Source organism: Mesorhizobium sp. WSM4844, from assembly GCF_055811775.1.
In genome coordinates this window covers 14,246-32,255 of the sequence record NZ_JBVVQB010000069.1, presented here as the reverse complement: position 1 = coordinate 32,255, position 18,010 = coordinate 14,246, and the positions used below count along the sequence as shown (strand labels likewise).

Sequence of the window (18,010 nt, the reverse complement as noted above, 5' to 3'; positions counted from 1 at the left end):
CGGCCGCGCGGCTACGGTCTGTTCGGCACGAAGGTGCTGCTGGTCGAGAACGACGTCGAGGTGCTGCAGGCGATGACATCCCTGCTCGAGCGCTGGCAATGCCTGGTGCGCCCCGCCACCTCGACCGATGCCGCGCTCGAGATGCTCGGCGATACCGACTGGGTGCCGGACATCGTCATCGCCGACCAGCATCTCGACGGCGGCGACCTCGGCACCACCACGATCGCCGAGGTCCGCGATTATCTCGGCCGCGCCGTGCCGGCGCTGATCGTCACCGCCGACGGTTCGGAGACCGTCGCCAAAGCCGCCCGCGCCGCCGGCATCGAGCTGATGCGCAAGCCGCTGAAACCGGCACAACTGCGCGCCCTGCTGGCGCATCTCTTGGCTTGATCCCAAAGACAGTGGCAGAAGACTGCGAGCGACAAGAAAGCAGTGCACTGTCGCCGTACCGTAATTCCGCAGCCAGCGCCTAAAACCCCGCCTGACCGCGGAACAGCTCGGCACTGTCGAGCTTCGAAACCTCGATGACGGCTTGCGTCCGAATTACGGTGACAGTGCACTCTATCATGTTTGCACAGCCGTGATTGCGTGTAAAAAAGGCTACAGCCGGTTGCTGACTTCGACGAGGTTGCCGTCGGGATCCTTGAAATAGACCGACAGGATGGCGCCGACGGCTCCGGAACGTTCGCCCGGCCCAGCGACAATCTCGATGCCTTGCGCCGAGAGTTGCTTCACCACCTCGTCGATCGGCGTATCGGTGAGCACACAGAAATTGCCGCTGCCCGGCACCGTGTCGCGTGCGATGTCGGGAAAGGCACGTGCGTCCTGAAGACTGATCTTATTGGCGCCGAAGTGGAGCGACCATTTGCCAAGCCGCTCCTGTCGCGGCTCCATGCCAAGCACCCGTTCGTAGAAGCGGCAGGCGCGCTCGACATCATCGACCGCAAGAACGATATGATCGAGCGCTGTGGCTTTCATCGTGCCCGTCCTGTCTATCCGCAGCCGGCGCCTAAAACCCCGCCTGGCCGCGAAACAGCTCGGCACTGTCGAGCTTCGAAACCTCGATGACGGCTTGCGTGCGGCTGTAGACATTGAGCTTGCGCAGGATCTCGGAGACATGCGCCTTGACGGTGGTTTCGCCGACCTGCAGCTCGTAGGCGATCTGCTTGTTGAGCAAGCCCTGGCGCAGCATCTGCAGCACCCGCAATTGCTGCGGCGTCAGTTTGGCAAGCCGCTGCACCATCTCGGCGCGGTCGGTGCTGTCGGCGTCCGGCGGCTGGCCCTCATAGGTTTCGGGCACGTAGATCGCGCCTTCCATCACCGAGCGGATGGCGGCGGCCAGGTCGCTCTTGCGCGCCGATTTCGGGATGAAGCCGGCAGCACCATAGGACAGCGCCTCGGAAATGATCTTGGGCTCCTCATGCCCCGAAACGATGACCACCGGCAGGCGCGGATAGCGGGTCCGAAGCTGCAGCAGTCCGTCGAAGCCATGCACGTCGGGCATGCTGAGGTCGAGCAGCGCCAGATCGAATGGCTTGGCGTCCGCCAGGAGCTCGAACGCCTCGGTGATCGAACGCGCCTCGACAGTGTCGACGTCCGGATAGGCCATCTGCACAGCGCTGTGCAGCGCCTCGCGAAACAGCGGGTGGTCGTCGATGATCAGAAACCGGGCGCGATCGTTGACTGCGGTCATGGCGTTCGTTTCAGTTCAGGGCAGGATAGAATAGCCCAGCGACCATGGCCAGATTATTGGCAAATAGTACATCGCCATCCCTGGCCGAAGGGCGGAGATGGCAATTTCCGGACGAGCATGCCTTGCCCGGTCGTCCAAATCGGCCGAATGTGCAGGAATGAGCGACCTCGTCCTGCATAACTACTACCGCTCCTCCACCTCCTACCGGGTGCGGATCGCACTGGAGATGAAGGGCCTGACCTACCAATATGTGCCGCATCATCTGCGCCACGGCAAGCATCTGGAGCCCGCCTATCTCTCGGTCAATCCGCAAGGACTGGTGCCGGCGCTGATCCTGGGCGATGGCACGCTGCTGACGCAATCGCTGGCGATCATTGAATTTCTCGACGAGACCAGGTCCGAACCGCCGCTTTTGCCGCAGGACGCGCCGGGCCGGGCCCGCGTCAGGATGCTGGCGCAGATGATCGCCTGCGACATCCATCCGGTGAACAACCTGCGCGTGCTGACCTCGCTGCGCACGCTGTTCGGCGCCGGCGACGAGGACGTCGCCAACTGGTTCCGGCACTGGGTGAACGAAGGTTTCCAGCCGCTTGAAAAGATTCTTTTTTCATCGCCTGAAACAAAGACATTCTGCCATGGCGACATGCCGGGGCTGGCCGACATCTGCCTGGCCGCTCAGGTCACCAGCAATGCCCGTTTCGGCGTCGACCTGACGCCCTACCCGACGATCACACGCATCCACGCCGCCTGCATGGCGCTGCCGGCCTTCCAAAGGGCCGCACCCGAGAACCAGATCGATGCCGAGTAGAGCAGCTTGAGGAATTGCCGATGAAAGCCGTTGTCTTCGAAAAATTCGGTGAGGTGCCGACGATCCAGACCGTTGCCGATCCGGAGCCGTCACCGGGCGGCGTTGTCATCAAGGTCGAGGCGACCGGGCTCTGCCGCAGCGACTGGCATGGCTGGATGGGCCACGACGACGGCATCCGTCTGCCGCATGTGCCGGGCCACGAGCTTGCCGGCGTCGTGGTGGCCGCCGGCAGCCAGGTGACCCGCTGGAAGACCGGCGAGCGCGTCACCGTGCCATTCGCCGTCGGCTGCGGCCGTTGCTTCGAATGCAGCTCCGGCAACCATCAGGTCTGCGAGCACCAGACCCAGCCCGGCTTCACCGGCTGGGGCTCGTTCGCCGAATATGTCGCCATCGACCATGCCGACACCAATCTGGTCCGCTTGCCGGACGAGATGGAATTCGCCACCGCCGCCAGCCTTGGCTGCCGCTTCGTCACCTCGTTCCGCGCCATTGTCGACCAGGGCCGGGTGACGCCAGGCGAATGGGTGGCCGTGCATGGCTGCGGCGGCGTCGGCCTGTCGGCGATCATGATCGCCAGCGCCATGGGCGCCAACGTGATCGCCATCGACCTGACCGACGAGAAGCTGGACTTCGCCAAAAAAATCGGCGCGGTGGCGACGATCAATGCCGCCAGGACGCCGAACGTGGTCAAGGCGGTCAAGCAGATCACCAATGGCGGCGCGCACATGTCGATGGACGCGCTCGGCCATCCGACGACCTCGTTCAACTCGATCGCCAACCTGCGCCGGCGCGGCCGCCATGTCCAGGTCGGGCTGATGCTCGGCGATCACGCCAGGCCGCAGATCCCGATGGACAAGGTGATCGCCTTCGAGCTCGAAATCCGCGGCAGCCACGGCATGCAAGCCTACCGCTACCAGGCGATGATGGAGATGATCCGCACCGGCAAGCTGAAGCCAGAACTGCTGGTCGGCAAGCGGATCAGCCTCGAAGAGGCGCCGGCCGCCTTGATGGCGATGGGCGGCTTCGAAGGCATCGGCATCGGCGTGGTGACGAAGTTCTAGCCGTGCGGCTCTCCCTTCTCCCCTTGTGGGAGAAGGTGGCCGCCCACGGGTCTTGCCTCCGGCAAGCCCGAGGACAGGCTCCGCGGCCGGATGAGACACATCGCCCGGCGCCGGGCGCCATCGTAGATGAAAGGTGCGCGGGCCGCTTTCTCTGGTATATCGGCTTTAAAATCGATCCCTTGGCCCAAGCCGCTATCTGATTGAAATGAAACAGAGTTTGAAGTTACTTTCATGGCAGGGGTGCTCCAGCTTGGCACCAACAGCACTCCGGCCAGCACCCCTCTTCCGTCTTGGCGCTGCGCGCCAATCCACCTTCTCCCACAAGGGGAGAAGGAAGAAGGGCTGGCGCCTACCGCGCATATTGCTTCGCACCGACCACGCAGAGCACGACGGCGGCGGTGACGGCGATCATGGCGGGGCTGACTTGCTCGTGCAGCAGCATTGCCGCCAGGCCGAGGCCGAAGAAAGGCTGCAGAAGCTGCAACTGCCCGACCGCGGCGATGCCGCCTTGCGCCAGCCCGCGATACCAGAACACGAAACCGATCAGCATGCTGAACAGCGAGACATAGGCCAGGCCGATCCAGGCGGCCTTGCCGACGTTTTCGAGTGACGGTGGCATGGTGATGAGCGTCAGCGCCAGCATGACCGGCAGCGACAACACCAGCGCCCATGAGATCACCTGCCAGCCGCCAAGTTTGCGCGACAGCGCGGCGCCTTCCGCATAGCCCAGTCCGCACACGATGATTGCCGCCAGCATCAGCATGTCGCCAAGCGGCGACGCCGAGACGCTTTGGGTCACCGCAAATCCGGCAACCAGGGCGCTGCCAAGGCATGAAAACAGCCAGAAGGCCGGTTTGGGGCGATCGCCGCCGCGAATGACGCCGAAGATCGCGGTCGCCAGCGGCAACAGGCCGATGAAGATGATGGAGTGGGCCGAGGTGACGTGCTTGAGCGCCAGCGCGGTCAGCAGCGGAAAGCCGACCACGACGCCAAGCGCCACGATAGCCAGCGACAGCAGATCGCGCCGCTCCGGACGCTTCTGGCGAAAGACGATTAGAAGCGCAAGGCCGAGGATGCCTGCCGTGGCAGCACGGGCGACGGTCAGGAACGCCGGATCGAAATCCATCACCGCAACCCGCGTTGCCGGAAGCGATCCGCTGAAAATCAGCACGCCTACGAATCCGTTGATCCAGCCGCCCGCCGTCTTGTCCATTGCATGCCCCTGATGTTCTCGCCCTCTATCGGGCCGGACCTATGGCGCCGCCAGAGACAATGAGGTACAGTTTGATGAAACTGTCATGGCAGATTGAGCAGTACGGATGGGCGAGCGGACGACGGAAAATGTGGGCAGCGGGACGCTTGTCGAAAGCGTCATGGCGACGATCAGGCACAGGATCGCCGCACGCAGCCTGACACCGGGAACACGATTGCCTTCGATCCGGGCTTTCGCGAAAACCATGCAGGTTTCGAAATCCACAGTGGTCGAAGCCTATGAGCGTCTTGCCGCAGAAGGCATCATCCGGTCGCGTCCAGGTTCGGGCTTTTATGCCGCCGGACCGCTGGCTCCCTTGTCGCTGGCCGAGATCGGCCCCAGGCTTGACCGTGCCGTCGATCCGCTCTGGGTTTCGCGCCAGTCGCTGGAAGCCGGCGACGGCGTGCTCAAGCCCGGTTGCGGCTGGCTGCCGGCCGCGTGGATGCCGGAGGCCGGATTGCGCCGGGCACTGCGGACAATGGCACGCGGCGATGATGTCTCGCTGACCGATTACGGCACCCCGCTCGGGCTGCCGCCGCTGCGGCATCTGCTCGCACGACGCATGGCAGAGCATGGCATCGAGGCGTCTCCCGACCAGATCATGCTGACGGAATCGGGCACCCAGGCCATCGACCTCCTGTGCCGGTTCCTGCTCGAACCGGGCGACACGGTGCTGGTGGACGACCCCTGCTATTTCAACTTCCATGCCCTGTTGCGCGCTCACCGGGCCAAGGTGGTCGGCGTTGCCTATACGCCGTCGGGACCGGATATCGAGCTGTTCGCGCAGGCGCTGGTCGAGCACCGGCCGCGCCTCTACATCACCAATTCCGCGCTTCACAATCCAACGGGTGCAATTCTGTCGCCGGTCGTCGCCCATCGATTGCTCAAGCTCGCCGACCAATCCGATCTGACGATCATCGAAGACGATATCTTTGCCGACTTCGAACACACCCCCGCACCCAGGCTGGCGGCGTTCGACGGGCTTGGTCGCGTCGTCCATATCGGAAGCTTCTCCAAGACGCTTTCGGCGTCGGTGCGCTGCGGCTTCATCGCGGCTCCGCGCGACTGGATGGAAGGACTGACCGATCTCAAGATCGCCACGTCATTCGGCAGCGGCAGGCTTGCCTGCCAACTGGTGCTGACGCTGCTGAAGGACGGCAGCTATCGCAAGCACGTCGATCTGCTGCGCACGCGGCTTTCCCGCGCCATGGCTGAGACAAGCACCCGCCTGAAGGCGATCGGCATCGTGCCGTGGATCGACCAGCCGACCGGCATGTTCTTGTGGTGCAGACTGCCGGAAGGCGTCGATGCAGCTGATATAGCCCGCCGCGCCTTGCCGGCCAATGTCGTTCTGGCGCCCGGCAATGCGTTCAGCCTGTCCCAAACCGCCAGCCGTTTCCTGCGCTTCAACGTCGCGCAGTCGGCGGACGAGAGAATTTTCAGGACGCTCGAAGAGGCGATGTCGCGTTGATTTTTCGCTGCTCTTCGCCCCTCACGGCCCTGCCCGCCTGCGCCGCCGCTCATAGAGCAAACTCGTTTTATACTAGCCACAACCTAGACACAGCATAGCAACGCTCCAACAAGCCCTTGCGTGATATGAGAATTTTGCGTTACGCCGCTAACTAAGCGGTGCAGAGACCTAGCTACGTATTGTCACCGTGATCTGCAATTTTACTTCCCAAGAACTTCCCAAGTTCGGGGCCAACCACGGAGACAAGGCAATGAAACTCACCGACAAAACCATCAGCACCCTAATACCGGACGGCAACAAGGGGGAAAAGCGGCTACCGGATCACCAATGCCCCGGCCTCGTCGTCCGCATCAAGCGTGGCAAGCGCGGCGTCAGGCGGACGTTTGAGGTGTTTTATACCGATCCCTTCGACGGCAAGTACAAGCCGAAAAAGATCGGCGATGTCGGCGGCTTGACGCTGGAGGACGCCCGGAAACGGGCCGGCACGTTCTTGGCCCGGATCAAGCTTGGCGACAACCCGATCAGGGAGGAGCAGGCCAAGCGCGCGGCTGAGCAGGCCGAAGCGGAAAGGCTGGCGCGGCGCATTACTGTCGAGACGGCGATCGATCAGTTCATCGCCTACAAGAAGACGGACAGCCGGCGTAAGGGTCGCGAGCATCGCCCGATGCGCGCCAAGAGCCTGCATGATCTTGGCCGCTATCTGCACGTCAACGCCGCGCCGCTCCATTCCATGGCGCTGGAGGACGTCAAGCGCGAGGACACCGACGAACTGATCGAAACCATGAGGCTGAAGTCGCCGCATCTCGCGGTGATGCTCCATAGCGCACTGTCCGGTTTCTTTTCGTGGGCCGTCAGGAAGGGCAAACGCAAAAACGCCAGCCCGATGATCGATCTCGACAGGCCGGATACGCCGCCAGCACGCGAGCGGGTGTTGTCCGACGCGGAACTGGCGGAAGTCTGGAACGCCTGCGACGACACCGACTTCGGCAGATTGGTCCGCCTGCTGATCTTGACCGGCGCGCGCCGGCAGGAACTCGGCTCATTGACATGGCCCGAGATCGATCCCGACGCCAAGGCTATCCGCCTGCCCCCGTCCAAGACGAAGAATGGCTGCGGCCACACCATCCCGTTGTCGCCCCTGGCTCTGTCCCTGCTGCCGCCACGGCCGGCGGATGGCAAGGGCTTCGTGTTCAATTCCGGTCCGAACGGCTTCTGGTCATGGTCTACGAACAAAATATTGCTCGACGCCAAGATCAACGCCGCGCGCGTCGACGCCGGCATCGCGGAGCCAATGGCGTGCTGGCGAATTCATGACTGCCGGCGGACAGCGGCGTCCGGAATGGCCGCGCTGGGCATCTTGCCGCATATCATCGAGTGCATCTTGAACCATGTTTCAGGCTTCCGCAGCGGCGTCGCCGGCACATACAACCGGCACCCATATGAGGCCGAAATGCGCGAGGCGTTGGGCCAGTGGTCCGCCTATGTCGAGGGCGTGGTCAGCGGCAGCGTCGTTCCGCTGAAGCGCGCCGGCTGAGTATATACTGCCGTCTCACGGCCCGCCTGAGCGTTCCTGCCCGGGCGGGCCTTCTGCTTCCTACCGGGGAGACAGGCCGCTGCTCCCCTGTGGCCCGGCTACGCAATCGGTCTTTTGCCCCGATCAGCACCACAACCGTTCCCCACCAAAACTGAAGGTGACGCCGGTTTTGCTCCAACCCCAAGCTGGCGTTGACCTTCGCCGTTCGCCAGACGCTTAGGGTCAGGAAGCGGCGGTCACGCTTTACCTGCCGCCTAGCGACGGTCTGGACACGCGCTGGTATCGGGAGTATCTAAGTAGCGGAAATCATTACGTTTTTTTAACCGCTGCGGTTACACCGCTCAACCTTATGAAGGGTTTAGAGGAATGCCAGAAGCCATCGAAACCGACTCGCCCACCCGCATCCGCAAGCTCTATGACCTGTGGCAGCGCGATCTCTCTCACCTGATTAGCTTCAACGTTCTCGAAAAGGCTTGCCGGGCGGGCAAGGGTCCGATGATGACGAGGCTGTCCACGCAAAGGCGCGGCGTCTCAGAAGAGGATTGGGCTGCGTGGTTGCGGTCACGCCGGGAGCCGTGGAAGTGAGCGGCACCGAGCATTCTGAAACGGGTTCCAAAAAGGGTCGCGGCCAGTCGCTCAGGTCCATCGAGCTGATCGACGCCATGTTCCAGATCGCCTTGGCCGGACAGCCGATGAGCGGGCGTGGCGTCGGTTACAAGCTGTTCACCCGTGGGCTTATTGCGTCGATGTCTACCAGTGAAATGCAGCGGGTCTATCGCCTGCTCAAACAGGCACGCGAGGATGGCACCATCCCGTGGGAGTGGATCGTGGATGAGACGCGCGATCTGGAGCGGGCGCAGGTCTGGGATGACCCGGAGCAGTATGCCCGCGCCGTCGCAAGATCCTATCGGCTCGACTTTTGGAATCAGCAGCCGTGCCGCGTCGAGGTCTGGTCGGAGAAGGGCACCGTGCGCGGCGTGCTCGATCCGGTCCTTCGTGAATACGCCGTGGGCTTCCGGGTCATGCACGGCTTCTCCAGCGCGACCGCGATCTATGACGCGGCGCAGGATGACGATGGCCGGCCGCTGCATGTGCTTTACGTCGGCGACCACGATCCTTCCGGTCTGTGGATGAGCGAGCAGGACTTACCGACACGCCTGCTGAAATATGGCGGCAATCACGTATCGATCAGGCGTATCGCCTTGCTGGCCGGCGATTGCCGCGACCTGCCATCTTTCCCGGCGTCCGACAAGAAAAAAGACCCGCGCTATGAGTGGTTCGCAGCGAGTTACGGCACCCGCTGCTGGGAGCTTGACGCCATGGACCCGAATGATCTGCGTGAGCGCGTCAGGCAGGAAATCGTCGCGCATATCGAGCCGATTGCGTGGGAGCGCTGCACCCGCGTCAATGAGGCTGAGCAGGAATCGCTGCGGACGATCATCTCAGGCTGGACCGCGCTCTATCGCGAGACGCCGAAATGACCGCCTTCCTGCTCAACCATCACACAAGGGAGAAACGACAATGACCACGGATGAAGAGCGCGCCGCTATCGGCCGGCGCATGAGGGCGGAAGCGGACAAACGCCTGCGCGAATCGCGTGAGGAGCGTGAACAGCGCAAGCGTGACGCCATCGCCGCAGCGATCAAGGCCAGCGGCGGCAGCATCACGGCGGAAGAGCTGGCGGCGGTGGTGCGGGAAGCACTGGAACGGCGGTGAGATCCCAACAGGAGGAGACGATGACAGCAGACGAAACTGAGATGTTTGTGGCGTCGTTCCGCAACGCCGTCAAAGCCGAAGTCGAATGCATGGCTTTTGATGGCGAACCGGAAGGAACCTTGTTTGGCGACGCCATCAAGAAATGGATGATCTTCGACGGTAGCATCCATATCCCGCCAACCGTGGTGATGGAGGCGATCAGGCGCACCGTGGATGGGGTCTACGGAAGCGGCCCTATCCCGAAGGCCATTGCGGCGGAGATCGATCGCTTGCGGACGATTGTGCGGCTGCAATAAGCCAGCCGCTCCGGACACAATAGCGGCAGAGCGGGCGAATCGGGCGGCACTGCGCGGTCTGGCGGCGGCCACGGGAAATAGGGTCGGGATGGGGAGTGGGATGCCGCCTCCTGCGGTGGGAGTTCAAACCCGGCAGGAAGCGGCTGAGGGGGTGAAGTCCAACCACGGAGCAAACACCTGCATGTGGGGTATCATTTTACCATCACAAGTTCAAGCCAAAAACTGTTGCGTGAGCCGGCGGCCGGGCGTAGTATTGGGCATCTTTTTCTTACCACGGAAAAGAGACGTGAGACGGGAACGCCTTGTTTTTAACCGGGCGCTCGTCTGACGTACTTTCATTGTCAGAAGGCGAGCGCCCCCAGAGATTGGGAGTTCGCCTTTTTTGTTTCACGCATCGATCTACGGCAGGCTAGGCCAAGACCCGGTAAGCCGCACCTCGCAGGCCGGCAACCTCTGGGCCACCGCATCCATCGCCACAGACATCGCCACGGACGAAGGCGGCCCGCCGCTCTGGCTGAGCATCGTCGCCTTCGGCAAGGTCGCCGAGCTGCTGCTTCGCCACGACAAGGGCGATCTGCTTTCGATATCCGGCAAGCTTCAGGTCAATCGCTGGCGAGACCGCGACGGCAACCAGCGCGAACAGCTTCAGATTATCGCCGATGCCATCGTTTCCGCCCGGTCAGTGCGACCGGCGGGCGGTCGCAAGCGCCAACGCCAACAGCCGAGGGAGGAACAGCTCTCTCACGCATAGCCACTGCCGCATAGCCAGCCCGCCTACAGGGCCGTTCGCCGGGAACATGACCGGCGTTGAACAAACCGGAGGGCACCGGACCTGCACAAAGACCCCGGGTGATGACCGGGAGCCGCCTCCATGTCAGTGGCATGGCATGAAGGCGGTGCCGCCAAAGAGGATGCAGCAGGGCGTACAGTATGACCGCGCCCGCCCGGCCATTGGCATTTACGCCTCAACGCCGGAACCTGCAATGCCACGTGCCAAGCGATAGCCGACCCGACGAGCATGTCACTTGAAGCGCCTCGCCCGTGACAGGGCGAGGTGTGCCTACGCTCCTGCCTCGCCTCAAAGCATGGCCGGGACGGAAGAGAGCGAGAGGACAGAGCGAGGCGGAAAAAAAGGCACCGCCCTACCAAGCGCAGACGGTTGAAGGTTGAAGCTCTTCAACGTTGAATGGTTAGCGCTAGGGCAACAGGCTTCAGAGCGGGCGGGCGAATTTGGCGAACTTTGGCGCGAATCGGCTGAAAAACGGCGAAAAGTCGGCGAAATCGGCCGTTTCCAGCACTCGCGCGCGAATCCGCGACTCAGTGCTTCGTGGCGTCCCGCTCTTCGATCTCGGCTTGCCGCTCGAACCGGCTTGCCATGGCGTTCAACCGTTCCGCCAGCACCTGCCTCGGATCGGCCATCTCGACCTCGACAGGTCCGCCATCGACGCCGGTCAGCTCGATCTGCTGGCGTCCATAACCCCTATGCCGCGCTTTGTGATCGAGATAGTAGCAGATTGCTTTCATGTCGCCGTTCCGGACGGCGCGGATGAGGGCGGACTCGGCCATGTCGCCGATCTCATCATCGATCTGGCGGCGCACGTCTTGCAAGTGGGGGTGTTCGGCGAGGAAGGCGGTCAAGGTGGACCGCGCGCAGTTCAAGCGTCGTGCGGTGACCGTGATCAAGCCGGCTGACTTGCGCAAGGCATCCTCGACGCGCTTCACAGAAAGCTTTCGGTGTCCGGTGCTGGGCATGGTGGGAATATACCGTGAGCGGCCGGCTGGTGCAAAGGGCCCGGGTTTGTGATGAGCGGCAAACGACGGCGGTGCCGGGGAAGAAGAAGATCAACTCTGAATCAAGGGATGAAATCACATGGGTTCAATCATCCGGTTTTTTCTCATTTGTGTCCTCTTTTACGGCCTGCCCGCCGCTGTCGTGCTGGCCGCCCTCTTCGGTGCCGATAGGTTCGTCCCCGGCTTCCACGGCTTCGCTGTCTCCGATACGGGGATGTGGATAGTACTCGTCGTCGGGGGCATGCTCTACTATGTCGTCCTGGGCTTCATGGGTCACATAACACGGGATTGGGATTTATGGCGCGACTGATCGTAACGCGCGTCCCTGCGCCAGCTTGGCGGCGTCAGCTCCGGTGAGTGGGGGTGGCAACATTTTGCCAGCCGCTAATCTACGGGTAGCGGCAGCATCACCTGACCTTTCCGCGTAAGCCATTGTAACCGTTGCGGTTATCGCGCTGGCCCATCTTCAAAAGCTGGGCTGAGTACGGTATAGGTAGTGGACCATGCAGCGAAAGCCGCCTTCCGCCATCGAACACCTCGTCGGCCGTGTACTGGAAGCGGTCTCAGCCGGCCGCAGCGGGCGTCCAGAGCGCGGCGATGGCTTTTCCCGCCCCGTACTCCCGGCTAGAGCTACCGGCCGTCCTGAGGCCCCTGAAAGGGCGAGGCCGGCCAGTATATACCTGGACGGGGCAGACCCATGAAAGTCGGCGATATCGTCAGCGCAGGTAAACTCCGGGGCGTCATCACATCCGTCAAGGGTGGGCCGGGTGGCGAGGCGCAATACTTCGTTTCGAGCTTCGCGCTTCTGCCGCAAGGCAACTGGTTCAGCGGCGATGAATTGCAGGCCGAACCGGCTCCGGAACCGCTGGCGGTCGGCACCAAGGCAACTGTCTTCGGCCAGCCGGGCGAGATCGACGGCTATGACGCCGTGAGCGACACCTACAGCTTCACTGCCGAGATCGTCCTGCCGTCCGGTCTGGTCCGGGCGGTCCATCATTATCCGCGCATCGAGGCGTCCACCGTCCTGCGCTGGAACCTTCAGGAGAGAAAGCCATGACGACGACACCAACGACCAACGGCAGCGGCCAGACCAACGGCCATGCACAGCCAACCGGCGGCCCGGTCTACAGCGGCGCGCTTGGCCACAAGCCGACACCCATTCAGCCGCCGGCCGCGCTGCATGCCGCGAACGTCCGACACTTCGATGCCGCCGAGCAACCGGATGTGGCGATCAGCTTGATGGCCGGAACGCTGGACGCCGCCCGGTCGGCAGTCGAGAAGGCGGTGACGGCCCGCAACGCGCTGTTGGGCGACGTGAACCTGACGGAACCGGCCCGCCATCTTCGCATCAAGCAGGAGATCGTCAGGACCATTGGCCCGCAGATCGGGCAGATCGACGCGCGAGTTGAAGCCGTGAAGGATGAAATTGCGAAGATCAAACTCGATATCAGCGTGCCGAAGTTCAGCCCCCTCGTTGCCGACAATTTTCTTCAACAGGCGATCATCAACAGGCTGGCCTCGATGAAGCCGGCCGAGAGAAGCGCGGTGCTCAGCGAGGCGTTGAACAGCGGCGACGACAGGACGTTGAGCATCGTTCTGGGCTCACCACCTTGGCTGAGCGGCTTGTCGCAGAACGAGCATGATCATCTGAAGGCGCGCTTTGGCTTGCAGCGGCACGCCGGGCAGGTGAAGCGGATCGAGCGGCTTGAGAAAGCGCTCGAAGCGATGCAGCGCGCGAGGAAGGCGACCGAAGCTTTTGCCGGCACCCTGTTCAACCAGCAGCTTGCCAGTGAAGCCGAACAGGCCGCTGAGCGCACCGCCGCAGCGCTGAAGGGGTAACGATGCCGGTCTATGCAATCACCAGATCGGATGGCGTCACTACACGTATCAAGGCCGCCGCCATCGAGCAGGACGGTTCCGGTCTGAGGCTGTTCGACGTGAAGGACGGCGAACGCTGGTTGATCGCCACCTTCAAGGATGGCTCCTACCAAACCTGCGAGCCGGAGGAGCCTGCGGAATGACCTTTACGGTCGTTGACAGAGATGGCGAGACGGTCCTGATCGAGGCTGAGGCGTATCATCGGGACGGGCACCTGCTCCGCTTCTACGATGGCACTGGCCGGCTGGTCGCCGCCTTCGCCAGCGTTCGCTCCTGCGCACCGGAACCAGTCGAGGAGGAGCTGACGGAATGATAGTTCGCGCCTGCCCGGATGCCATCGGGAATTGTGGCGCGACGGGGCTGCCCGGTTCCCCTGATCCTTCTGGCCGGGCAGCTCCACCAGATCGGGCACGTCTGCGCAGGTTGGCCAATGCCCGAAAGGCCGGGCGTATTCTCGACAGTTTCCGCCCGGCCGACTTTGAAATTTCATCGGCCGGTCCCTCACGCGAAAAGACGCCCGGCCGGTGGGATAGGGGCCGCCCGTTTGTCCTGGGCGTGCGGCCCCCCTTTGCAGGAGAAGGCCATGTTTATTGCAACCGCCGGCAGCTCTTTCATCAATGCCGATCACGTCGAAAAAATCACCCTGTCCGGAAAGCGCGCCGATCCGCAAAGGGTCGTGCTCTGCCTGTACTCAGGAGAGCAGTTGACCGCAATGATCGAGCGCGCAGAGCTGGCCAAGCTAACCGGGGAGGAGCGTCTTGACACCGCTGTCAAGACGAAAGCCAAGAGGCCAGCTGAGCCAAGCGTCCCACGCCACGTTCGTCAGCCGGCATCGGCGGCCTGAATCCAGCCGGCTTCTCCGGTCCCAGACTCGTTGCCACAACAACTCCCGCATGTCATCCTTCGGGAGCGCGGGGGGGCCAACAAATGCGAGCGGCGTTTGCGATATTGATAGTACTGGCGCTGTCAGGGTGCCAGTCTGATGGCAAGGCCAAGACGGTCGAATGGCTTCAGCAGCAAGGAATGGACCAAGGGTCGGCCACGTTGCTCGCTAGCAACAAGCCCGCACTTCGCCAATATCTCCTCAACAAGTCGATGGCGTCTCAGGACGATGCCTACTGCAAATCGCTCGGTGCGTCCGTTGGGTCGGATGCCTATGTGCAATGCCGGACTAGCGTCTCTGCCAATCGACCAGTAAACGATCCTCCACCGAGGCGACGACAGCTCTCATGCACTTCACGCGTTGTCCTTGGCACACTCAAAACGACCTGTGACTAAGCGCCTCGCTGCAGCCGAGACGGTGTTATCGCATGGGATGGGGGGCGAATGAATCTGTTTGGTGTCTCTTCAGGCTGGTGGTCAGTTATTGGATTGACAGCCGACCTAGCCGGCGTCGCCATTTTGGCGTGGGATTTGATCCCAGAGTATTGGCAGTTTAAGGCGCGGAAGAGCATTGCTTCTGGCCGCAGGCATCTAGCCGAATTGGTTGACCTTACAAAAAAAGGTTCTGTTGAGTTGACGCGTGCATTGCGCGATTCGGCAGTTGCGGAGGCGTTACTGGCGGCGGCCTATCTCAAGGCAGAGCCGCATGAACTAAAGCTTAGCTCGGATGCCATCAGCGAGCTCAAGCAAGTCTTCGACCAACTAGAGAAGGCTGAAGCAGAGAGTCGCCTAGCTGCTCGCCCAAGCCGACCACCCATCTTGTTTGGCATACTGCTGATAGCCTTGGGCTTTGTCCTTCAAATCGTCGGGTCTCTTCCGTTTTAAAGATCGTGGCCAGCTAGGCGCGGGAAACCTTGCGACCGCAAAATGTTGAAGATCGGCAGCTACATCAGTGCGGCGTCCCCTACGCGGGCGATTTATCCCCAGCTATTTCCGGGATGCTTCCCCGGTCCGTCCTAACCCCAAAACTTGGGAAGTGACCGAACGCGCAAACCCTTATCCAGCAAGGCTTTGCGGCTCAATTCCGAGGCCGCCGCCGCTTATAGAGCATGACCAGGGTTTCGGCGGTCAGCGCCGGCTTCTTCTCACCTTCGATCTCAACGATGTTGGCCGCCTTCATCAGATACTGGCCGGGGCCCTTGTCCTCCATGGACAACAGCGTGATCCGCAGCCTGATGCGCGCGCCGGCCCTGACCGGCGCCAGGAACCGCACCTTGTCAAAACCATAATTGAAGACGGCTTGCGTGTTTTCCGGCACGATGCCCATGTCGAGCGCCAGCGCGCCGATCATCGACAGCGTCAGATAGCCATGCGCGATGGTGGCGCGGAACGGGCTCTGCCGCTTCGCCCGCTCTGGATCGACATGGATCCATTGGCGGTCGCCGGTGCATTCGGCGAACTGGTCGATGCGGCTCTGGTCGACCGTCGTCCAGTCCGACACGCCAAGCTCCTGCCCTGTCATCGTCCTGAGCTGTTCGTAGGTCGGCGGCGGCCTCAGCCGTATTTGCGTCATTCCTGCTTTCCCGATCGCTTGCCCTGCCTCCGGACCACGAACCGGCCGCCTCTGTCAATTCGCTCGGTGTGTTCCGCCGCGATATCCTCGGCCGGATCGCGCCAGTGCCGGTGTAGAGCTGGCAACAGGATTATCGAGCAAAAGGAACTTTGTGCGCCTCGGCGGGACCAATACCAAGGCTTTCGCCAGCCGGGATGACGACAGAAAAGTCCAGCGGCTTGGGAGACAGCCTACTTCTTGTCGTAGCCGCTGCGGATTTCCTCCATCGCCTCCTTGATGCGCTCGCGCAGGATCTCGACCGATTCGGTGCCGGATTTCCTGGCCAGTTCGGCCACCTCGCCGGCATTCTTCAATGCGGTTTCGAAGGATTTCCTGGCGAACGCCGTTTGCTTGGCCATCAGCTCCCGAGGATCGCCCGGCGCCCTGTAGTCCTGTGCCATGTCGGCGATCTCGTGCAGCGTGTCCTGCAGCAGCTCGCGTTGCCTGGAGAGCATCGACGACGCTCCGGCAGCACTTGCCCTGGCCGACTTTTCGAGTGCCTCGAGGTTCTTGCGATGATGGCTGAGGATCGCCTCGACATCGACGTTCGGCAGCTTCAGGTCGCGGCCGAACCTGCCGACCATGTCGATGAAGGTGTCGGATTCCGGTCGCTTTGCCATGGTGGTTTTCCTCTGTTGCTGCGAATTCGGCAGCTGAAGAGAAACAATAGAGCAGCGGAGCTTCGCGGTCCATTCGGCCGCGCACACATCGCGCCTCAGCCGACGAGGAACAGCCGTTCCAAAGTGTGGAGCACGACGCCGGCCAGGCCACCGATGACCATGCCGTTGAAGCGGATATATTGCAGGTCCCTGCCGATGTTCATTTCGATCAGCCTGGTCAGTTGCGCAAGGTCCCAGCGCTTGACCTGATCGGCGATGAATTTCGAGACGCCGCTCTTCTGGCTTTCGACGAACGACGACAGCGCAACGATAAACCCCTGGTTCATGTCGGCCCTGATCTGGGCGTCGCCGGCAAGATGGCGGCCGACCTCGACGAACATGCTAGCGAGATGGGCGCGGATCATCGAATTCGGCGCCTTGGCGTCCTGCTCGATGAACACACTGAGGCTTTCCCACATGTCGCCGGCCAGCGCCTTCAGCTCCGGCCGGGCGAGGAAATCGCGCTTCAGTTTCTCGGCGCGCTTGGCGTATTGCTTGGATGTCCTCAGCCGCTCGACGAAGCTCAGGACAAAACGGTCGAATTCGGCGCGCATCGGGTGGTCGGGATCGGCCCGCACCTCGTCGAGCAACGAACCGGCTGAGGCGACGATCTTCTTCAGCAGATAGGCGTCGGCGCGAAACAGGTTGAACAGCGACGGCAATTCCTCGCGGATCTTCTCGCGCATCGTCGCCAGCGCCGCCTCGTCGCTCAGGAAGCGGCCGACGACCTTGGTGAATTCGTCGAACAGTCTTTGGTGGCGGCGATCATCGGTCAGCGCCGACAGCAACTCGGCGGCGAGCGGCGCCAGCGGCACCTTTTCGATCTGCTCCAGCATTCGGCTGCTGACGAAGCCGCGCAGGCCGGATTGCTCGATCGCCGTCAGTGTCTGCGGCACCAGCCGGCCGACGAAATGCGACAGATCGGCGGCGCGGTTGGGGTCGGCCAGCCAGTCGGCGACGAGTGCGGAAAAATCGACCTCGGCAAGCTTTTCGCGCACCGGCTCGGGCGCCAGGAAATTGACCTCGATGAAGCGGCCGAGATTGTCGGCGATGCGGTTCTGGTTCTCCGGGATGATCGCGGTGTGCGGGATCGGCAGGCCGAGCGGCCGTCTGAACAACGCCACCACCGCATACCAGTCGGCCAGCCCGCCGATCGTCGCCGCCTCGGCGAAAGCGGCGACGAAACCCAGCCACGGATAGCGGCCCTCGAACGACTTGGCCACCGCAAAGATGAGGACGCAGAGCGCGAGCGCTGCGGTGGCGACGAATTTTGTGCGCCGAAGCGCCGAAAGCTTGGCCTCCGCGTCGGCATCGAACCGGGCGGATGCCAAAGCCGGTGATGATTGTGGCATGGATG

At 62.5% G+C, this 18,010-nt stretch carries 24 protein-coding genes and 1 pseudogene; 17 read left to right on the top strand and 8 right to left on the bottom strand.

Going from position 1 to position 18,010, the window contains the following annotated elements; translation table 11 throughout:
* The coding region (locus tag AC0L2A_RS32060; protein ID WP_473612220.1) for a response regulator at positions 1-390 on the top strand (390 nt) is incomplete at its 5' end.
* Positions 391-469: 79 nt separating this feature from the next.
* Here the strand turns inward: AC0L2A_RS32060 and AC0L2A_RS32055 are convergent.
* The 3 genes and pseudogenes from AC0L2A_RS32055 to AC0L2A_RS32045 all read right to left on the bottom strand — a co-directional run.
* A pseudogene (locus tag AC0L2A_RS32055) lies at positions 470-541 on the bottom strand (DNA-binding response regulator); the annotation flags it as partial.
* Positions 542-600: 59 nt separating this feature from the next.
* Complete coding sequence (locus tag AC0L2A_RS32050; RefSeq protein WP_473612219.1) at positions 601-978, bottom strand: VOC family protein; 378 nt, start codon at positions 976-978, stop codon at positions 601-603.
* 31 nt (positions 979-1,009) lie between these two features.
* Positions 1,010-1,693, bottom strand: coding sequence for a response regulator (locus tag AC0L2A_RS32045; RefSeq protein ID WP_023803603.1), 684 nt, complete (start codon positions 1,691-1,693; stop codon positions 1,010-1,012).
* A gap of 157 nt (positions 1,694-1,850) precedes the next feature.
* On the opposite strand from AC0L2A_RS32045, the gene maiA reads away from it, so the two are divergent.
* On the top strand, positions 1,851-2,501 hold the full coding sequence (maiA, locus tag AC0L2A_RS32040) for a maleylacetoacetate isomerase (RefSeq protein WP_473612217.1): 651 nt from the start codon (positions 1,851-1,853) through the stop codon (positions 2,499-2,501).
* A gap of 20 nt (positions 2,502-2,521) precedes the next feature.
* Entirely contained in the window at positions 2,522-3,562 is a 1,041-nt protein-coding gene (locus tag AC0L2A_RS32035) for a zinc-dependent alcohol dehydrogenase family protein (RefSeq protein WP_473612216.1), read from the top strand.
* A 349-nt stretch (positions 3,563-3,911) separates the two neighbouring features.
* Here AC0L2A_RS32035 and AC0L2A_RS32030 read toward each other — a convergent pair whose 3' ends face one another.
* Positions 3,912-4,775, bottom strand: coding sequence for a DMT family transporter (locus AC0L2A_RS32030; RefSeq protein ID WP_473612215.1), 864 nt, complete (start codon positions 4,773-4,775; stop codon positions 3,912-3,914).
* A gap of 106 nt (positions 4,776-4,881) precedes the next feature.
* Between AC0L2A_RS32030 and AC0L2A_RS32025 the strand changes: the two genes are divergently transcribed.
* The 7 genes from AC0L2A_RS32025 (at position 4,882) to AC0L2A_RS31995 (ending at position 10,582) form a co-directional block, all read left to right on the top strand.
* Positions 4,882-6,285 carry an aminotransferase-like domain-containing protein gene (locus tag AC0L2A_RS32025; protein ID WP_473612213.1) on the top strand — a complete coding sequence of 468 codons (1,404 nt, stop codon included), beginning with the start codon at positions 4,882-4,884 and terminating at the stop codon, positions 6,283-6,285.
* A gap of 250 nt (positions 6,286-6,535) precedes the next feature.
* On the top strand, positions 6,536-7,819 hold the full coding sequence (locus AC0L2A_RS32020) for a tyrosine-type recombinase/integrase (protein WP_473612212.1): 1,284 nt from the start codon (positions 6,536-6,538) through the stop codon (positions 7,817-7,819).
* A gap of 366 nt (positions 7,820-8,185) precedes the next feature.
* A complete protein-coding gene (locus AC0L2A_RS32015) occupies positions 8,186-8,404 on the top strand; it encodes a hypothetical protein (protein WP_473612211.1) in 219 nt (72 codons plus the stop codon).
* On the top strand, positions 8,401-9,300 hold the full coding sequence (locus AC0L2A_RS32010) for a hypothetical protein (protein WP_473612210.1): 900 nt from the start codon (positions 8,401-8,403) through the stop codon (positions 9,298-9,300). The genes AC0L2A_RS32015 and AC0L2A_RS32010 overlap by 4 nt, the downstream gene beginning before the upstream one ends.
* 40 nt (positions 9,301-9,340) lie before the next feature.
* Positions 9,341-9,535: a hypothetical protein gene (locus AC0L2A_RS32005; protein WP_473612208.1), complete on the top strand. Its 195-nt coding sequence runs from the start codon at positions 9,341-9,343 to the stop codon at positions 9,533-9,535.
* Positions 9,536-9,555: 20 nt separating this feature from the next.
* The gene (locus tag AC0L2A_RS32000; protein ID WP_473612207.1) at positions 9,556-9,831 is read left to right on the top strand and encodes a hypothetical protein; all 276 of its coding nucleotides are present in this window, start codon (positions 9,556-9,558) and stop codon (positions 9,829-9,831) included.
* A gap of 382 nt (positions 9,832-10,213) precedes the next feature.
* A complete protein-coding gene (locus AC0L2A_RS31995; RefSeq protein ID WP_473612206.1) occupies positions 10,214-10,582 on the top strand; it encodes a single-stranded DNA-binding protein in 369 nt (122 codons plus the stop codon).
* A 566-nt stretch (positions 10,583-11,148) separates the two neighbouring features.
* On the opposite strand, the gene AC0L2A_RS31990 is transcribed toward AC0L2A_RS31995, so the two are convergent.
* A complete protein-coding gene (locus tag AC0L2A_RS31990; protein ID WP_473612204.1) occupies positions 11,149-11,553 on the bottom strand; it encodes a hypothetical protein in 405 nt (134 codons plus the stop codon).
* 148 nt (positions 11,554-11,701) lie between these two features.
* On the opposite strand from AC0L2A_RS31990, the gene AC0L2A_RS31985 reads away from it, so the two are divergent.
* From AC0L2A_RS31985 to AC0L2A_RS31955, 7 genes are all read left to right on the top strand, one after another.
* Complete coding sequence (locus AC0L2A_RS31985; protein WP_473612203.1) at positions 11,702-11,932, top strand: hypothetical protein; 231 nt, start codon at positions 11,702-11,704, stop codon at positions 11,930-11,932.
* A gap of 387 nt (positions 11,933-12,319) precedes the next feature.
* The gene (locus tag AC0L2A_RS31980; RefSeq protein WP_473612202.1) at positions 12,320-12,679 is read left to right on the top strand and encodes a hypothetical protein; all 360 of its coding nucleotides are present in this window, start codon (positions 12,320-12,322) and stop codon (positions 12,677-12,679) included.
* A complete protein-coding gene (locus AC0L2A_RS31975; RefSeq protein ID WP_473612200.1) occupies positions 12,676-13,461 on the top strand; it encodes a hypothetical protein in 786 nt (261 codons plus the stop codon). The genes AC0L2A_RS31980 and AC0L2A_RS31975 overlap by 4 nt, the downstream gene beginning before the upstream one ends.
* 2 nt (positions 13,462-13,463) lie before the next feature.
* On the top strand, positions 13,464-13,643 hold the full coding sequence (locus tag AC0L2A_RS31970; RefSeq protein WP_473612199.1) for a hypothetical protein: 180 nt from the start codon (positions 13,464-13,466) through the stop codon (positions 13,641-13,643).
* Positions 13,640-13,813: a hypothetical protein gene (locus tag AC0L2A_RS31965; protein WP_473612197.1), complete on the top strand. Its 174-nt coding sequence runs from the start codon at positions 13,640-13,642 to the stop codon at positions 13,811-13,813. The genes AC0L2A_RS31970 and AC0L2A_RS31965 overlap by 4 nt, the downstream gene beginning before the upstream one ends.
* Before the next feature lie 270 nt (positions 13,814-14,083).
* On the top strand, positions 14,084-14,344 hold the full coding sequence (locus AC0L2A_RS31960; protein ID WP_473612196.1) for a hypothetical protein: 261 nt from the start codon (positions 14,084-14,086) through the stop codon (positions 14,342-14,344).
* A 482-nt stretch (positions 14,345-14,826) separates the two neighbouring features.
* Positions 14,827-15,267, top strand: coding sequence for a hypothetical protein (locus tag AC0L2A_RS31955; RefSeq protein ID WP_473612194.1), 441 nt, complete (start codon positions 14,827-14,829; stop codon positions 15,265-15,267).
* A gap of 193 nt (positions 15,268-15,460) precedes the next feature.
* Here AC0L2A_RS31955 and AC0L2A_RS31950 read toward each other — a convergent pair whose 3' ends face one another.
* The 3 genes from AC0L2A_RS31950 to AC0L2A_RS31940 form a co-directional block, all read right to left on the bottom strand.
* Complete coding sequence (locus AC0L2A_RS31950; protein ID WP_473612193.1) at positions 15,461-15,955, bottom strand: MaoC family dehydratase; 495 nt, start codon at positions 15,953-15,955, stop codon at positions 15,461-15,463.
* A gap of 230 nt (positions 15,956-16,185) precedes the next feature.
* Complete coding sequence (locus tag AC0L2A_RS31945) at positions 16,186-16,614, bottom strand: phasin family protein (RefSeq protein ID WP_473612192.1); 429 nt, start codon at positions 16,612-16,614, stop codon at positions 16,186-16,188.
* A gap of 95 nt (positions 16,615-16,709) precedes the next feature.
* The gene (locus AC0L2A_RS31940) at positions 16,710-18,005 is read right to left on the bottom strand and encodes a DUF445 domain-containing protein (protein ID WP_473612190.1); all 1,296 of its coding nucleotides are present in this window, start codon (positions 18,003-18,005) and stop codon (positions 16,710-16,712) included.
* Between the last annotated feature and the right edge of the window lie 5 nt (positions 18,006-18,010).

Coding starts and splice junctions, on each gene's coding strand:
- AC0L2A_RS32050 (WP_473612219.1), bottom strand. CDS start 978: ATGAAAGCCACAGCGCTCGATCATATCGTTCTTGCGGTCGATGATGTC.
- AC0L2A_RS32045 (WP_023803603.1), bottom strand. CDS start 1,693: ATGACCGCAGTCAACGATCGCGCCCGGTTTCTGATCATCGACGACCAC.
- maiA (WP_473612217.1), top strand. CDS start 1,851: ATGAGCGACCTCGTCCTGCATAACTACTACCGCTCCTCCACCTCCTAC.
- AC0L2A_RS32035 (WP_473612216.1), top strand. CDS start 2,522: ATGAAAGCCGTTGTCTTCGAAAAATTCGGTGAGGTGCCGACGATCCAG.
- AC0L2A_RS32030 (WP_473612215.1), bottom strand. CDS start 4,775: ATGGACAAGACGGCGGGCGGCTGGATCAACGGATTCGTAGGCGTGCTG.
- AC0L2A_RS32025 (WP_473612213.1), top strand. CDS start 4,882: ATGGGCGAGCGGACGACGGAAAATGTGGGCAGCGGGACGCTTGTCGAA.
- AC0L2A_RS32020 (WP_473612212.1), top strand. CDS start 6,536: ATGAAACTCACCGACAAAACCATCAGCACCCTAATACCGGACGGCAAC.
- AC0L2A_RS32015 (WP_473612211.1), top strand. CDS start 8,186: ATGCCAGAAGCCATCGAAACCGACTCGCCCACCCGCATCCGCAAGCTC.
- AC0L2A_RS32005 (WP_473612208.1), top strand. CDS start 9,341: ATGACCACGGATGAAGAGCGCGCCGCTATCGGCCGGCGCATGAGGGCG.
- AC0L2A_RS32000 (WP_473612207.1), top strand. CDS start 9,556: ATGACAGCAGACGAAACTGAGATGTTTGTGGCGTCGTTCCGCAACGCC.
- AC0L2A_RS31985 (WP_473612203.1), top strand. CDS start 11,702: ATGGGTTCAATCATCCGGTTTTTTCTCATTTGTGTCCTCTTTTACGGC.
- AC0L2A_RS31980 (WP_473612202.1), top strand. CDS start 12,320: ATGAAAGTCGGCGATATCGTCAGCGCAGGTAAACTCCGGGGCGTCATC.
- AC0L2A_RS31975 (WP_473612200.1), top strand. CDS start 12,676: ATGACGACGACACCAACGACCAACGGCAGCGGCCAGACCAACGGCCAT.
- AC0L2A_RS31970 (WP_473612199.1), top strand. CDS start 13,464: ATGCCGGTCTATGCAATCACCAGATCGGATGGCGTCACTACACGTATC.
- AC0L2A_RS31965 (WP_473612197.1), top strand. CDS start 13,640: ATGACCTTTACGGTCGTTGACAGAGATGGCGAGACGGTCCTGATCGAG.
- AC0L2A_RS31960 (WP_473612196.1), top strand. CDS start 14,084: ATGTTTATTGCAACCGCCGGCAGCTCTTTCATCAATGCCGATCACGTC.
- AC0L2A_RS31955 (WP_473612194.1), top strand. CDS start 14,827: ATGAATCTGTTTGGTGTCTCTTCAGGCTGGTGGTCAGTTATTGGATTG.
- AC0L2A_RS31950 (WP_473612193.1), bottom strand. CDS start 15,955: ATGACGCAAATACGGCTGAGGCCGCCGCCGACCTACGAACAGCTCAGG.
- AC0L2A_RS31945 (WP_473612192.1), bottom strand. CDS start 16,614: ATGGCAAAGCGACCGGAATCCGACACCTTCATCGACATGGTCGGCAGG.
- AC0L2A_RS31940 (WP_473612190.1), bottom strand. CDS start 18,005: ATGCCACAATCATCACCGGCTTTGGCATCCGCCCGGTTCGATGCCGAC.